This window comes from Shewanella sp. JNE2, assembly GCF_023159115.1.
GTDB classification, from domain to species: domain Bacteria; phylum Pseudomonadota; class Gammaproteobacteria; order Enterobacterales; family Shewanellaceae; genus Shewanella; species Shewanella putrefaciens.
Map to the genome: position 1 here is coordinate 3,198,685 of NZ_CP096169.1, position 14,955 is coordinate 3,213,639.

Genomic DNA, 14,955 nt, shown 5'->3' on the forward strand with positions numbered 1-14,955 from the left:
CAAACTTTAAATCTGATAATGATTCCCACAAACTAGCAGAATTTGATAGGAAGTTCAGTAACGTCAATAGAGAGAAGTTTTAGCAAATGTGTCGCCAAGGCAATACCGAAAGGACCAATGAATACAATTGAAACTAGCGACTAAAACTGATGAAAGGCCATTGAATTAAACCGCCTTAGATGAAAATGACGGCATATAATTAAAAAAACTTAAAATATTAAAAATCAGAAACATATAGAATGTTGGTAGGATAATTTTGCTGACTCATGTTTGATTGCTTCGCAATAGAGAGTAACTGCCACTTATGAATAACCTTGGTAATTTCTCCGTTGTCCTTCAACGCATTAATCGCAATATTGAACTGAGCAAGCTGTAAAGGTGTCATGCTCATTTTACTTAGCATTAGATGGATATGACTTTTGTCTAACACTAATGTTAATGGAACTAACTTAATATTCTGATACTGGCTAGCAATGTAGGGAACCGCCATCGCATCGCCCAAAATTATATCGCCTCTACCATAGGTAAGCATTTGTACTGATTTACTTGCATCAGGACTTAAAACGAGCAAATACTCCCGTTCTAGTTGGTATTGGAGTCTATGGTAATCAGCGCCATACCAACCACTAGAAGGAACAAGCAATCGTAATTTTCGAGTAAAAATATCCGCCCAACTCTCAACATTAATCAGATCTTTTTGTTCATCAAGTACAAAAAAACGTACTTCTTCATCTCGATAATCCACAGTGAACAATGCATATGCTTGCCGTGCATCTGTCATCGTTGCTCCCATCATCACATCTAACTCCCCAGTTTTTAGCATCTGATGGGATCGTTTGGCTGGCACATTGATAAAACTCACTTCACACCCAAGGTAAAGTGCAAATGCCCGCATAAGATCAACATCGAGTCCATGGGCTTGTCCCTTAGGATCTTGCCAGGCATACGGAGGCCAGTTGTTGTAACCAACTCGGATAGTGTTAGTGCAAGGCAAAAGTTTCTCGGCTTGCGATACCCCATGGGTTAGCAAGATAAACATAAACAAGTAAGAGACACTTTTAAACCAAAGCATAAGCTAAAGACCTCTCAAGTTATGTGCGGCAACGGGTGAAGGAAGAAGCGTGACAACTTAAAGACTGGCTTATAGCTTAGTAAGCATAGTTGGCACCTAAGATGGGCGCCATTGTTCCCAATGAGATTCATTACGTCATCTTCAAATTCGAGACATGTAAAAAGGGAGCCCAGCTCCCTTTTACAATTTAAAATATGACCGCTTGACTAAAAGCAATAAAACATTAAACCAATACTTTAAATAGATGTGCTTTTAATTTGATAAAATCAGGTGCTAATTCCGCCGATAAGATAGGCTTACTCGCAACAGCTTCAAGCTCGGGCGGCAAGGGTAAGTTAAGCGTTAACTCCCTATCCACAACATCCTTAAACTTAGCGGGATGCGCCGTCCCCAAAAATATGCCCACTTCATCGGGCACTAAAGTTAAAGATAAGGCCTTAGCCGCAATCGCCGCATGGGGCTCAGACACATAACCTTGAGCGTGTAACTCGACCAGCGCCTGTGACGTTTGTTCCTCCGATAAACGGATCCCAACCAAATTACTCAGTGGCCAGCCTAATTTCTCACAAATGGCTTCCACTCGCGGCCAGTTACTTGGCTCACTCACATCCATGGCATTGGACATAGTCGCTTGAGTCGGATTGGGCTGCCATTGGCCATTGTCTAAATAACGCGGCACTGTATCGTTGGCATTGGTCGCGGCAATAAAGCGTTTAACCGGTAATCCCATGGCTTTAGCGAATAAACCTGCGGTCAAGTTACCAAAGTTACCACTTGGCACAGAAATCACAGGATCGGCTTCATGGCGTTGTTTAGACTGGGCAACGGCTTCAAAGTAATAACAAATTTGCGCGAGTAAGCGGCTGATATTGATAGAGTTAGCCGAATTCAGGCTCAGACCATCACGGACTTCGGGATCATCAAAGGCGCGCTTAACGAGATCTTGGCAGGCATCGAAATCGGACGAGACAGCGACTGTATGGATATTCTTGCCCAACGTCGTGAACATCTTTTCCTGTAGTTCACTGATCTTGCCCTTAGGATAGAGCACCACCACATTGACTTTCTCAAGCCCATAGAAGGCATCGGCAACCGCTGCGCCAGTGTCGCCCGAGGTCGCAGTCAAAATAGTTAAACGCGTGTCACCCACAAAGGCATTGACACATTGCGCCATAAAACGCGCCCCAAAATCTTTAAACGCCAGTGTTGGACCGTGGAATAATTCGAGGCAAGCGCGCTGCTCATCGACGGCAACCAAAGGTAAATCGAAGTTAAAGGCACGCTCAACCAGTTCATCAACCGCATCTTGGCCTAACTCAGAGGCAAGCCATGCGCCGAGTACTTTTTTACTGCGCTCAACGAATGGCAATGCCAGTAGCCCTTCAATATCGTCTAGTACGGGTATTTGACTAGGAAAGAACAAACCTCTGTCTTTACCTAACCCCAGTTGTACCGCTTCTTTAAAGCTCACTTTCTGCGAAGGGTGTTTTAAATTATATAGTTCCATGCTCAACTCAACCTTTTGATGCTAAACCTTAAATGCTAATTTGGGGTACTTAGTCTTAGCTAAATTAACTATTAATCGACCCTACGCGTGCCTTGCTCATCGAGGCGACACACGTGGGCAAAGCCACCCGCCTCGGTTAAATAATGCTGCTCTAACCAAGCTTTAGCGGTATTTGCCGTGGCTAAATCATCGGTAATCGAAAACAGCGTTGGGCCGCTGCCCGAAATCCCCGTAGTCAACATGCCTAAATCGGCTAACGCGACTCTAGCATTGTCGTAACCGGGAATCGCGGCGGCGCGGTAAGGCTCGGCTAACACATCCTTTAATACGCTGATCGCAAGCTTGGCATTCTGCTGATAAGACGCATGCACAAAGGCGCTTAAATAACGGCCAAAATCGATAGTGACACTTTTATCATATTGATCTGGCATGAGTTTACGCATCATCGCCGTCGAGAGTGAAATCCCAGGATAGGCCACAACCCAATACCATTCTTTAAAGCTCGGTATTGCTTCGCAAACTGTCCCCGGCACATTGAGCATTAATTGCATGCCGCCCAAGTAACAGGGGGCGACGTTGTCATAGTGCACACTGCCGCTGATCTTTCCTTCAAACTCGCCCATCAGTTCCAGCAGTGCTTGCTCGTTATAAGGTCTGTCAAAATGTTCATTCAGTGCATATAACGCCGCCACAACTGAACTTGCACTCGAACCTAAACCACTGCCGACGGGCAGGTTCTTTTCCAGTGTGAGTGCCACGCCTTCATCTGCTTTACCCAGCGCAGTTAAAAACTCCTTACTTATGGCTGTTAAGAAAAATTCGGCACATTGGTACACAATATTGTCTTGCGGATTATCAGGCAGTTTATGGGCCCAAGCGCCGGTTTGCATAAGACTCACACCCGACGCTGCCGCGGCGATAGTCACTCTGTCGCCGAGTAAACTGCCATCGATAGGCGCCAAAGCGGCGCCCAATAAATCAAATCCGACGCCCACGTTACCCATAGAGGCTGGAGCGTAAACCGTCAAACTCATACATTCACCTCACGGGTCCAATTCAAAGTTCTTAATACATCGGCAAAGGCACCAGCAGCGGTCACTTCCGTTCCTGCGCCATAACCGCGCAGCACAAAGGGAATAGGCTGATAATAACGGCTATAGAATGCCAAGGCATTTTCACCGCCTTTAACACTATAAAGCGGATCCTGTGCATCGACTTCGGCGATACGCACACGGCAGACGCCGTCTTCAATTTGCCCCACATAACGCAACACTTTACCTTGGGCTTTGGCCTGCGCCACTTTAGCGGCAATAGCAGCATCAACCTGCGGCAAACGTGCCATAAAGCTTTCAACATCACCTGAATCATCAAACTCGGCTGGCAATACCGATTCAACCTGCACATCACTGAGCTCTAACTTTAGTCCCACTTCACGGGCAAGAATGAGCACTTTACGCGCCACATCCATACCACTCAAATCATCACGGGGATCGGGCTCAGTAAAACATTTTTCCCGCGCCAGACCGGTTGCTTCAGAAAGTGTCATGCCTTCATCCAGCATGCCGAAGATAAAGGATAAAGAACCCGATAAAATACCGTTAAACTTATGCAGTTTGTCACCCGCAAATAACAGTTTTTTCAGGTTATCGATCACAGGTAAACCTGCACCGACTGTAGTTTCATATAAGAATTGGCGACGCTGTTTTAATGCCGTTTGGCGAAGTGCTTGATAATAAGCATAATCGCGAGTGTTCGACTTTTTGTTCGGCGTGACCACATGCAATCCTGAGTTCATCACATCCAAATACAGATCCGATACTTGCTCACTCGAGGTGCAATCCACCAGCACAGGATTAAGCAATTGTTGCTCTTTCACCCATGCAAGTAACGCAGGGATATCGCAGGCTTGCTGACTATCGGCAAGCAAGCTAGACCAATTGCTTAAATCGATGCCCGCACTGTCGAGTAGCATCTTGTTCGAATTCACTATGCCGCAAACACGGATACTGATGTGCTGCTCTTTAAGCATGGCGGACTGTTGTTTTATCTGCTCGAGCAGGCCTGCGCCCACATTGCCGCAACCCACTAAAAACACATCTAAATACTGCTGCACATCGAAAAAGCCTTGATGACAAGCCGCCACCGCATGCTTAGTCTTACGCTGCTCGATCACAGTCGAAATCGAGCGCTCGGACGAACCTTGGGCGATGGCGATAATGTTCACGCTTGCCTGCGCTAACGCTTGGAAGAAACGCGCCGCCACCCCTTTATGGGTGCGCATGCCATCACCAATCAAAGAAACGATGGCGAGCTCATGACGCATAGCGATAGGTTCAAGCAAGTCACTTTTTATTTCTAATTCAAACTCTTGCTCTAAGGCCCATTTCACTTTGGCCGAGTCAGACGTCGCCACACAGAAGCTAATACTGTATTCAGAGGAGCTTTGGGTGATTAAAGAGACTGACACGCCGCTGCGGGAAATCGCCGCGAGAGTACGGCTCGCCATGCCAACCATGCCTTTCATGCCTGGGCCTGATATATCGAACATGGTCTGGTTATCTAAATTGGAGATAGCTTTAACCTGCAAGCCAGTTTCATCGGCTTGGTTTGATACCAGAGTGCCGGGCGCATCGGGGTTAAAACTATTTTTGATATAACAGGGAATATGGAACTGAGCGATGGGCGCAATCGTCTTAGGATGCAGCACTTTAGCGCCAAAATAGGAGAGTTCCATCGCCTCTTGATAGCTGAGTTGTGACAACAGCTTAGCGTCGGCAACCACACGGGGATCAGTATTATAAACGCCGTCAACATCAGTCCAGATCTCACAACTTGACGCATCTAAACAAGCGGCCAGCACGGCAGCAGAATAGTCCGAACCATTACGGCCTAATGTCACCACTTTGCCCTGTTCATCGGCGGCGGTGAAACCCGGCATTACCCATACGCGTTTTTCACCTAATGCCAACGCACGAAACCTTGGCTTACTCACAGCGATATCGACCACGGATTCTAACGGCCGACCACGACCTAGAAACAAGGCGCGCGGATCGAGTTGAGCCGACGTGATCCCCTTAGATAGCATCACTTGTTCCATCAAGGCTGCAGATAAACGCTCACCTGCCACCACGATTTCAGCACGTATGCCATCGGGACACTCTTGCAGTAAGCTAATGCCACGTAATCTATCCTGCCAAATCACCAGCTGCGCATTAAGTCCAGAAAAGAGCTGTTCACTCTGCTCACTCGACAACATTGAAGTAACGGCATCTTGGTATAGCGAGGTAAATACCCGCTCAACATGCTGCAGCACAGACGAATAATCTTCACCTTTAACGGCTACATCAACCATTTCTAGTAACGCATTTGTCACAGTCGCCGGGGCAGATAGCACTGTGGCTATTGGCTCAAGCTTAGATGACTTGGCAACGATATCCGCCGCCATCGAGAATCGCTGCCAATTTGCAAGCGAGGTACCACCAAATTTCATTACTTTCATCTTGTTCTCCTGTACCGCGCCCGACTTAGAAATAAGAGCTAGAAACAAAAAAGCCCGCTTCTTTGTGGGAAGCGGGCTCATCGTTAAAATTCTTTAGGGTGTATCAGCCCGCCCCCACTGTTGTTGTAGTGGTGGTTGTAATAATGGTAGTTACTACGAAACCTAGGCTATGCATGTGTTTTGGCTAATCCATGTTAATTTCTTGATAAACAGAATTGCTTTTTTTACCCGCGCTTGTCAACCCCTAAAATGGATTATTTATAGGCAAATATTAACGCTCGATAAAATACTGCATCAAGATTCGTTAATATGAAGTTTTCTAGGGGTAAAAATGCGATTTACTCAATAGATAACTGTTGACGTCAACGTAACACTGCACAAAAAACATTAGATAATCATTTGTTTTACATCTAATTATTTATAGTGCACTTTAAAATAATGCGTTATTTGTTCTACCTCATCACTCAGGCTAAATTGACCGGCTAACGAGCAAAAATCACATTACTCATCCTTTCTACCGTAAAGCACCGACAAATTTTCCTAAAAAAAACCTGTGCGATATCTAACATAAGCCACTTCAAATTATCGCCAGCACTAAAAAAGCACGTTATTATGCGCGCACATTACGAATTGGAGGCGATATGAAGATCACTCAACACAGCGCGGTAACCATTCATTACCGTTTATCAGATCAAGAAGGCAGACTATTAGAAGACTCTTTCGACTCTGAACCTATGCTATATCTACACGGCACTGAAAACCTGATCCCAGGTTTAGAAGCCGCATTAGACGGTAAAAGCAAAGGCGAAAAACTCGATGTCACTATTAGTGCCGAAGAAGCCTATGGCCCTTATCACGATGGCCTACGTCAAGCCGTGCCATTAGAAGCCTTTGGTGATATCGAAGATATCGTCCCTGGTATGCGTTTCATCGCCGAAACTGAAATGGGCCAACGCCCTGTTCAAGTCATCGAAGTAAAAGATAATGTCGTTATCGTCGATGGCAACCATCCTTTAGCGGGCCAATCGCTCAATTTCAGCGTCGAAATCGTTGACGTTCGTGAAGCCTCAGCCGAAGAAATCGCTCATGGCCACATTCATGCCCAAGGTGGCTGTGGCAGCCATGGACACGATCATGATCATGGTGGTGGATGCTGCGGTGGTTCCGGCAAGGAAACAGGTGGTTGCTGTGGTGGTTCAGAGCATGACCATGATCACCACCACGAGCATGATCACGAAGCCTGTGATACACCCAAAGCAGGTTGTGATGGCAATGGCGGCTGTGGTTGCCGCGGCTAGTTTGAGCTTTAACACTTAAGCTCAGTATTTATAGATATAGGTCGAGTTTAAATAAACTCGACCACAAATTTTGCATTATGAGGTACTTTCTTAAAAAGGAAGCGCCTCATTTTTATTGAACTTTTCCTTAAAAACATCTCTTTCCACTAACTTATTAATGTCTGAATTTTCGCTCTATGCTCGGGAGTCATATTTTTAAGGTAATTAGAGCACCGAGTAATAGTGGCAATACTGACTTCAAATTCTGCTGCAATCTGACGTTGACTCATTTCACTATTTAGCAGTAGCTGGAAAACTTTAAGCCGCCCAGCAATGGCACTTCGCTCATCTTCAGTTAACAGTAAATGAAGGAGCATAAAAAGATCTTCATAATTTCCATGACTCAAAATCTTGTTTAATACTAAGTCCCAATTTGCTCGCATAATCGCCCCATAACTACTGTTAAAGCATTACATGGCAGTTTACCAGATTTGTTTCTCTAACAAATAACTTGTTACGCTTCTTGATTACATCTAGACAAAAACTGACAAAAATGCTTCTAGTACATCAAGTTAATTTGTGTACAATAGAGGCGCAATGTCACACTTCGACGCTAATTTGTGAGAATACTATGAAAAAATTACTACTTACCCTCGTTGCTAGCACCTTATTCGTTTCAGCAGCACAAGCACATAATTTCGAAGATGCTAAAGATGCAATTGAATACCGCCAATCTGCATTTAGCCTTATTGCCTATAATTTTGGTGATATGGGTGCGATGATGAAAGGTAAAAAACCTTTCGAAGCCAAAACCTTCGCTATGCGTGCAACGAATGTTGCTGCGCTTTCGATGCTACCAATCGAGGGATTTATTGAAGGGTCAGATAAAGGCGATACTGAAGCCTTAGCGAAAATCTGGCAAGATAAAGCCGATTTCGATGCAAAAATGAAAACATTCCAAGAAAATGCCGCCATTTTAGCAACTGTTGCGCAACAAGGCGATCAGGCTGCAATCAAAGACGCCTTTATGAATACAGGTAAAAGCTGTAAAGGTTGTCACGATGCTTATAAGAAAGACTAATTTTCTTAAGCATTAACGAAAAAGCCTGCTTTAAGCAGGCTTTTTCGTTAATGCAACCTTATCACTTACTTTTCTCATGTAACATTTACCGCGTGATGACTAAAGCACTCGTACAATAGGCCAAACTAAATAAGAAAAAATAACAGCAGCCAAAACAGCAAAAAGTACTAAGGCAATCCATCCGGATTTAAACAATGGATTAACTTGTTGATATGAAGACAACTCCGTCTTAGAAATCTTTTTATCACCAGTCAACATGGCTCCAATCAATTTATCCCCTTTGATTGCATGAATAATGACAGCCAATATATGAATAGCACTCAACAATAAAATAAGATTAAAGTTCGTCTTATGTAGCCAAGTCATTGATGCACTTGTACTTGAACTAACATAACTATATAGCGGCCCTTCAGTAAAAATATCGTCGGTTGCAAACAATCCTGTCACTATTTGTAGGCTAATCACAGTAATCAATGCAATGACCATATACCCCCCTACAGGGTTATGCCCAAGTACAAAAGATATTCCCTTAGTTCGCACTTCATTGAGGTATTTCAACGCAACTTTAGGATGACAAATAAAGTGGCTAAATTTAGATGTATCACTACCAACAAATCCCCACACAAATCGAAAAGCAATCAAGCTCAGCAAACTGTATGCAAAAATTTGATGCCATTGCATTTCACCGGCATCCGCACTCCACCATAACAAGCCCATGAGCATCACCATAACCCAATGGAAAATACGTGTAGGTAAATCCCATACTTTAACTTTGATATATTCGGTTTTCATAAATAAGACCTACTCGAGCGAACGAATAAAATAAGTAGACGTATTTTAAAGGGATTTGCTGATAAATTTAAAGTAAATATAGGAAAATCAGGAAAAGGCTGCAGAGTTAACTTATCGAATATGCCCCTGTTCGGTGAGGAATACAAGGCTTTCAAGCTAAGAATAATTGAAAATTGTCTAAGCGATCAAATATCCAGCGAACAGTATCCAAATGGGGAATTTTTGTGATTTAGATCTCGTTTTATACAGCTAAGGTTGGTACTCTGAAATCCAAGGAAACAACAGAAGGTTCGACATATGCTAAAGATTACGAGCAAACAACTAGAAGTCACTGCCCCAATCCGTGAACGTATTGAAAGCCGTTTTGAGAAACTTTCTAGACACGATGTGCAGTTGATTAATCCCCACGTGATCATTACAGAGGAGAAACCAGGTTTCAAGATTGAAGCATCGGTTGGCATCCCAAATGGAGAACTTTTTGCTCAAGCAAAACACGAGAACCTTTATGCAGCAATTACTGCCATGGGTCAAAAATTAGAGAAACAACTCAATCGATTAACCCATAAACCCGAAGCACAGCGTTTTGCTTCATTAGTACATACCGACACTGACGATGTAGATGCAATTGACGAATATGAGGAGGAAGATGCCGCTTAATTTATTTAGTGTTAATGTAAGTGCGAGACACATCACTTTGAGAGGCATAAAAGTAGAAGTCATTTACGTTGGACACAGTTTTATGCAAAAGCTAGATAAAATCATCTTTATGATGAGCAAAAACTAGGTGTTCAATTAAATACCTACTACACTTTACTAAGTGACAGCAAGAATCGAAGTGATGTGAATATAAGTCAAAAAGATTAAAAAATGTAAATAGCTTAATGTAACAATAGGAGGCCATCAGAAACATAATTAATGAAACCATAGTTAACCGTTGAACAAGTAAAAATTTAGCTAATCTCATCTAACGCACCATAGACTTTTATACTGATATACACAGTTTTACAGGCTCCACTTTCAACCAACATACTTGATAGAAAAGGAGGTAACTGACAAAAACTAATCGTTCTTAAAAGTATTTACCCTAACACCTAAGACAAACTCAATACGTTTATGTTTTCATGAATATAAGGAGTATGTAAAAACTATATTAGCAAAAGCAATTGTATTTAACAGATAAAATGAACTTCAAAAATGTAGTTATATCTCTTTAGCATTTATATTTAAGGAGTAACTTAAGTAAATAACCACTAAAGTCAGAAAATCCTAATAAGTATCTGTTTTTAAATTTAGGTTTTCGCTCAAGACTAAGAGGTATTCAATCTAACAAGGCTAATATGTCAAATAGTTATCCACTAAATTATTAGGAGGGTGTTAAAGAGAGTGGTTTATGCTTGATTAAGGTAAATACTCACTTAGCGGTAATTTCCAATGTTAGTATGTAAGTTTGATAAACAGTAAAAATGTTAAGTGCTTTAAGTTAAAGCTGCAATTGTAATAACTAAGATAAACTAAAGTAAGATAAACTAAAGTAAGCTAAACGAGTGATATGGCCCTACTGCTTAGCAGAAAAATGTACCTAGTACACACTATAAGCCGTAAACCGTTTATTGATAAATGTAAACCGAGTACAAGTGAGTTAGTTGTTAGTAGTACAATTGTTTAATGTATGCAAACAATACACTGATAAATAAGGTAAACTTGGTTCCATATTCACTGATTAATAAGGAGGATAAACTCGTTTGACCAGATCTTATACTAAAACCAGCGCACCTTCGGGTGCGCTTTTTCATTTTATGAATAGTCTCATAAGAATCAAAACGCTCGGAGCTCCATTAACCAAACTCATCTTTTAGTGTAAACTCCTCCCTTAGTTGTTCGCATTCATGCAAGGCATTGAAATTATGACTCAAGCGCTGTTTTATCTGATGCCACCAGTGGCACAATCTGGTCATATCGCGATCCAGTCAGCCATAAGCACTGTAGCCAATACCAATGCGGCTTTAGGAGCAATGCACCTTTTTGCATGTCAATTAGCTCAGCAAGCTTATATTAAGCAACAATTAGTCTATATTCATTGTCAAGACAAAAACTTAGCTTTAGAGATTGATGAATTATTATGGCAATTTGAGCCAACAGCATTTGTACCTCACAACTTGAAAGGTGAAGGACCTATCACTGGTGCCCCAGTTGAAATAGGTTTTGACCCCCTTGGGGCCAATAAAAGTCGTCAACTTCTGATTAATATTGCAGACCAAGCCCCCCCATTTGCGGTAAACTTTGGTCAAATCATCGATTTTGTTGCCAATGACGATCAGCATAAAGCCGTTGCCCGTGAACGCTATAGGCAATATCGCGACCTAGGGATCGAATTAACGACCCATAATTTAGCAACACATCCACTTAATTTAGTTTGAGACAGATACGTTCCCATGGAAAAAACATACGATCCGCAATCCATCGAGCAAACGCTTTACCAAAACTGGGAAGCGCAAGGTTACTTCAAACCACACGGTGATGAATCCAAAGGCAATTATTGCATCATGATCCCGCCACCTAACGTGACGGGCAGCTTGCACATGGGCCACGCCTTCCAAGACACCATCATGGATACCTTAACCCGTTACCAACGGATGAAAGGCAAAAATACCCTATGGCAAGTCGGTACTGACCATGCGGGTATCGCCACCCAAATGTTGGTAGAGCGTAAACTTGAAGCCGAAGAAGGCAAGAATCGCCATGACCTAGGTCGCGATGCCTTTATGGGTAAAGTGTGGGAATGGAAAGCACAATCGGGTGGCACTATCACTAAGCAGCTACGTCGTATGGGTGCCTCTGTTGATTGGGACCGCGAGCGTTTCACTATGGACGAAGGCTTGTCCAAGGCCGTGCAAGAAGTGTTTGTGCGTCTGTACGAAGACGAGTTGATTTATCGCGGCAAGCGTTTGGTCAACTGGGATCCAAAGCTGCACACGGCTATCTCTGATTTAGAAGTGGAAAGCAAAGAAAAACAGGGCCATATGTGGCACCTGCGTTATCCACTGGCCGACGGTGAGCTAACCGCCGATGGTAAAGACTACTTAGAAGTCGCTACCACACGTCCAGAAACTATGCTCGGCGACAGTGCGGTTGCAGTCCATCCCGATGATGAACGTTATCAAGCGTTGATTGGCAAATATATTCTGCTGCCAATAGTAAATCGCCGCATTCCTATCGTGGCCGACGATTACGTCGACATGGCCTTTGGTACAGGTTGCGTGAAGATCACCCCAGCCCATGACTTTAACGACTATGAAGTCGGTAAACGTCACAACCTGCCCATGTTCAACGTGCTGACCTTAGATGCCGCCATTCGCGTGAGCGCCGAAGTGGTGAACTCTGACGGTACCTTTAACAAAACCCTCGATGGCAGCTTACCTGAACGCTTTGCCGGACTTGACCGTTTTAAAGCACGCGATGCTATCGTCGCCGAATTTGACACTTTAGGTCTGCTGGAAAAAATCGCGCCTCACGCCTTAAAAGTCCCTTATGGTGATCGTTCAGGTGTAGTTATCGAACCTATGCTGACCGACCAATGGTATGTGGCTGTTGCGCCAATGGCGAAAACCGCTATCGAAGCCGTTGAAAATGGCAGCATCAAGTTTGTGCCGCAGCAATACGAGAACATGTACTTCTCGTGGATGCGTGATATTCAAGACTGGTGTATTTCACGTCAATTGTGGTGGGGTCACCGCATCCCTGCATGGTACGACGAAAACGGTAAAGTCTATGTCGGCCGCAACGAAGCCGACGTCCGTGCTAAGCACAATATCAGCGATTCAATGACATTACGCCAAGACGAAGACGTACTGGACACTTGGTTCAGCTCTGCTCTGTGGACTTTCTCTACATTAGGCTGGCCTGACAATGTAGAAGATTTAAAAACCTTCCACCCAACCGACGTGTTGGTGACAGGTTTTGACATCATCTTCTTCTGGGTTGCCCGTATGATCATGATGACCATGCACTTCATCAAAGATGAAGACGGCAAGCCACAAGTCCCATTCAAAACCGTCTACGTGACCGGCCTTATCCGCGATGAAGCGGGTAACAAGATGTCAAAATCTAAGGGTAACGTACTCGATCCATTAGATATGATCGACGGTATCGGACTTGAAGATTTAGTTGAAAAACGTACCGGCAACATGATGCAGCCACAACTGGCCGCTAAAATAGAAAAGAGCACCCGCAAAGAGTTTGAAAATGGCATCGAAGCCCACGGTACTGATGCACTACGCTTTACGCTTGCCGCAATGGCATCAACGGGCCGTGACATCAACTGGGATATGAAGCGCTTAGACGGTTACCGCAGCTTCTGTAACAAGTTGTGGAACGCCTCGCGCTACGTACTGATGAACACAGAAGATCAAGATTGTGGCCCTGGCTCACCAGAATACAAAGGTGGTGAGCTAGAACTATCACTAGCCGATCGCTGGATTATCGGCTTGTTCAATCAAACCGTTAAGACCTTTGACGATCACATGGCGGCCTATCGTTTCGACTTAGCGGCCAATACCCTGTATGAGTTCACTTGGAACCAGTTCTGCGATTGGTACTTAGAGTTAACTAAACCGGTATTGCAAAACGGCAGTGAAGCGCAAATGCGCGGTACTCGCCACACCTTAGTGACGGTGCTCGAAGCGATGCAGCGCCTGATGCACCCTATGATGCCATATATTACTGAAACCATTTGGCAACGCGTTAAACCGTTAGCTGGTGTCGCTGGTGATACCATTATGCTGGCACCGTTCCCAACATTTGATGCCGCTAAAGTCGATAGCGCAGCAATGGCCGATTTAGAGTGGGTTAAGCAAGTGATTGTCGCTGTACGTAACATTCGCGCCGAACTGAACATTGCCCCATCTAAGCCATTAAATGCCCTACTTCGTGGTGTTAGCGCGCAGGATAAAGCCCGTGTTGAAGCCAACCAAACCTTCTTTACTACGCTTGCTCGCCTAGAAAGCATGACCATTTTAGCCGATGGCGAAACTGCGCCTATGTCGACCACAGGTTTGATTGGTGAAATGGAACTGTTAATCCCAATGGCAGGTTTAATCGATGTTGCCGCCGAAATGGCCCGTATCGACAAACAGCTTGAAAAGCTCGGCCAAGAGATCGCTCGCATCGAAGGTAAATTGTCGAACCAAGGTTTTGTGGCAAAAGCCCCAGCCGAGGTTATCGACAAAGAGCGCGCTAAGATGGCCGATCTCAAGCGAGATATGGATAAGCTCAACGAACAAAAATCTGAGTTCGCTAAGTTAGAAGCTTAACCTTCTCTCATGCTCTGATTGACTTGCTATGATTGACTGATTCAACTGAATGAAGGGCAGCCTAGTGGCTGCCCTTCTTGTATGTATAGACGCTGAAACCACAGGTTATCTTAAGTCTGACGCTTTGTTAAATCCAAACCAATTCTAAACATGGCTTCATTAACCTACTACACCGCATTAAAACCACTTAACGATTCTTAAAGCGAAGTAGATGAAAATCCTGAATACCTAATTTCCCATAGTGAGCAGTCGGCAGGATATGAACTTAAAAGAGGTGGGAAGTAAAACTTAGACAACTAATAAAAAAGCCCTGCAATTGCTTGCAGGGCTTATCTATATGGTGCGCATGGAAGGAGTCGAACCTCCGACCGCCTGGTTCGTAGCCAGGTACTCTATCCAGCTGAGCTACATGCGCAAA

Annotated in this window: 11 protein-coding genes and 1 tRNA gene; 5 read left to right on the forward strand and 7 right to left on the reverse strand. The window is 44.0% G+C overall.

Features of this window, described 5'->3' with window-relative positions; all coding sequences use genetic code 11:
• Positions 1–217: 217 nt before the first annotated feature.
• From MZ182_RS14335 to thrA, 4 genes are all read right to left on the reverse strand, one after another.
• Positions 218–1,072: a substrate-binding periplasmic protein gene (locus tag MZ182_RS14335; RefSeq protein WP_014611046.1), complete on the reverse strand. Its 855-nt coding sequence runs from the start codon at positions 1,070–1,072 to the stop codon at positions 218–220.
• 223 nt (positions 1,073–1,295) lie between these two features.
• Positions 1,296–2,579: a threonine synthase gene (thrC, locus tag MZ182_RS14340; RefSeq protein ID WP_248065791.1), complete on the reverse strand. Its 1,284-nt coding sequence runs from the start codon at positions 2,577–2,579 to the stop codon at positions 1,296–1,298.
• A 71-nt stretch (positions 2,580–2,650) separates the two neighbouring features.
• On the reverse strand, positions 2,651–3,613 hold the full coding sequence (gene thrB / locus MZ182_RS14345) for a homoserine kinase (protein WP_248065790.1): 963 nt from the start codon (positions 3,611–3,613) through the stop codon (positions 2,651–2,653).
• Positions 3,610–6,078, reverse strand: a complete 2,469-nt coding sequence (gene thrA, locus MZ182_RS14350; protein ID WP_248065789.1) for a bifunctional aspartate kinase/homoserine dehydrogenase I — start codon at positions 6,076–6,078, stop codon at positions 3,610–3,612. Before thrA ends, thrB begins: the two co-directional genes overlap by 4 nt.
• Positions 6,079–6,719: 641 nt before the next feature.
• Here thrA and slyD point away from each other — a divergent pair.
• Positions 6,720–7,376 carry a peptidylprolyl isomerase gene (gene slyD, locus MZ182_RS14355; RefSeq protein ID WP_011788625.1) on the forward strand — a complete coding sequence of 219 codons (657 nt, stop codon included), beginning with the start codon at positions 6,720–6,722 and terminating at the stop codon, positions 7,374–7,376.
• Between the two features lie 146 nt (positions 7,377–7,522).
• Here the strand turns inward: slyD and trpR are convergent, their stop codons facing one another.
• Positions 7,523–7,798, reverse strand: coding sequence for a trp operon repressor (trpR, locus tag MZ182_RS14360; protein ID WP_011788624.1), 276 nt, complete (start codon positions 7,796–7,798; stop codon positions 7,523–7,525).
• Between the two features lie 188 nt (positions 7,799–7,986).
• On the opposite strand from trpR, the gene MZ182_RS14365 reads away from it, so the two are divergent.
• Positions 7,987–8,436: a c-type cytochrome gene (locus MZ182_RS14365; RefSeq protein WP_011788623.1), complete on the forward strand. Its 450-nt coding sequence runs from the start codon at positions 7,987–7,989 to the stop codon at positions 8,434–8,436.
• A gap of 99 nt (positions 8,437–8,535) precedes the next feature.
• Here the strand turns inward: MZ182_RS14365 and MZ182_RS14370 are convergent, their stop codons facing one another.
• A complete protein-coding gene (locus MZ182_RS14370) occupies positions 8,536–9,228 on the reverse strand; it encodes a cytochrome b/b6 domain-containing protein (RefSeq protein WP_014611053.1) in 693 nt (230 codons plus the stop codon).
• A gap of 297 nt (positions 9,229–9,525) precedes the next feature.
• Here MZ182_RS14370 and hpf point away from each other — a divergent pair, with 297 nt between their 5' ends.
• From hpf to MZ182_RS14385, 3 genes are all read left to right on the forward strand, one after another.
• Complete coding sequence (hpf, locus tag MZ182_RS14375; protein ID WP_011788621.1) at positions 9,526–9,885, forward strand: ribosome hibernation-promoting factor, HPF/YfiA family; 360 nt, start codon at positions 9,526–9,528, stop codon at positions 9,883–9,885.
• Positions 9,886–11,132: 1,247 nt separating this feature from the next.
• Positions 11,133–11,645 carry a DNA polymerase III subunit chi gene (locus tag MZ182_RS14380; RefSeq protein ID WP_248065788.1) on the forward strand — a complete coding sequence of 171 codons (513 nt, stop codon included), beginning with the start codon at positions 11,133–11,135 and terminating at the stop codon, positions 11,643–11,645.
• Positions 11,646–11,660: 15 nt separating this feature from the next.
• On the forward strand, positions 11,661–14,537 hold the full coding sequence (locus MZ182_RS14385) for a valine--tRNA ligase (RefSeq protein WP_248065787.1): 2,877 nt from the start codon (positions 11,661–11,663) through the stop codon (positions 14,535–14,537).
• 338 nt (positions 14,538–14,875) lie between these two features.
• Here the strand turns inward: MZ182_RS14385 and MZ182_RS14390 are convergent.
• A tRNA-Arg gene (locus MZ182_RS14390) sits at positions 14,876–14,952 on the reverse strand.
• Positions 14,953–14,955: the final 3 nt, after the last annotated feature.